Here is a 390-nt window from a genome sequence, read left to right as displayed (position 1 = left end):
CACCGTGCGGGTTCGACCCCCGCCCTCGGCACCATATGCGCCCGTAGCTCAATTGGATAGAGCGTTTGACTACGGATCAAGAGGTTAGGGGTTCGACTCCTCTCGGGCGCGTTTTCTTTCGGGAAGTGGCTCAGCTTGGTAGAGCACCTGGTTTGGGACCAGGGGGTCGCAGGTTCAAATCCTGTCTTCCCGATATTGTTTTTGGGGCCTTAGCTCAGCTGGGAGAGCGCCTGCCTTGCACGCAGGAGGTCAGCGGTTCGATCCCGCTAGGCTCCACCATTAGTTCTTTGAAAACTGAACGAAACAAACAACGTGAAACGTCAATTTTTATTTTTAGATGCTAGACAAACTAACTTTATTGGAGAGTTTGATCCTGGCTCAGGATGAACG

At 52.3% G+C, this 390-nt stretch carries 3 tRNA genes; all 3 read left to right on the top strand.

Features of this window, described 5'->3' with window-relative positions:
- Positions 1 to 37 precede the first annotated feature (37 nt).
- The 3 genes from ACS2MN_RS31035 to ACS2MN_RS31025 all read left to right on the top strand — a co-directional run bounded on the left by ACS2MN_RS31035 (position 38) and on the right by ACS2MN_RS31025 (position 279).
- Positions 38 to 111 (top strand) — tRNA-Arg (locus ACS2MN_RS31035).
- 8 nt (positions 112 to 119) lie between these two features.
- Positions 120 to 193: transfer RNA gene (locus ACS2MN_RS31030), tRNA-Pro, on the top strand.
- Positions 194 to 203: 10 nt separating this feature from the next.
- Positions 204 to 279: transfer RNA gene (locus tag ACS2MN_RS31025), tRNA-Ala, on the top strand.
- Positions 280 to 390: the final 111 nt, after the last annotated feature.

This window comes from Bacillus cereus group sp. BceL062 (assembly GCF_051780025.1).
GTDB lineage: Bacteria > Bacillota > Bacilli > Bacillales > Bacillaceae_G > Bacillus_A > Bacillus_A toyonensis.
The sequence above is the reverse complement of the archived record's forward strand: the minus strand, read 5'-3'. Positions and strand labels throughout refer to the sequence as shown.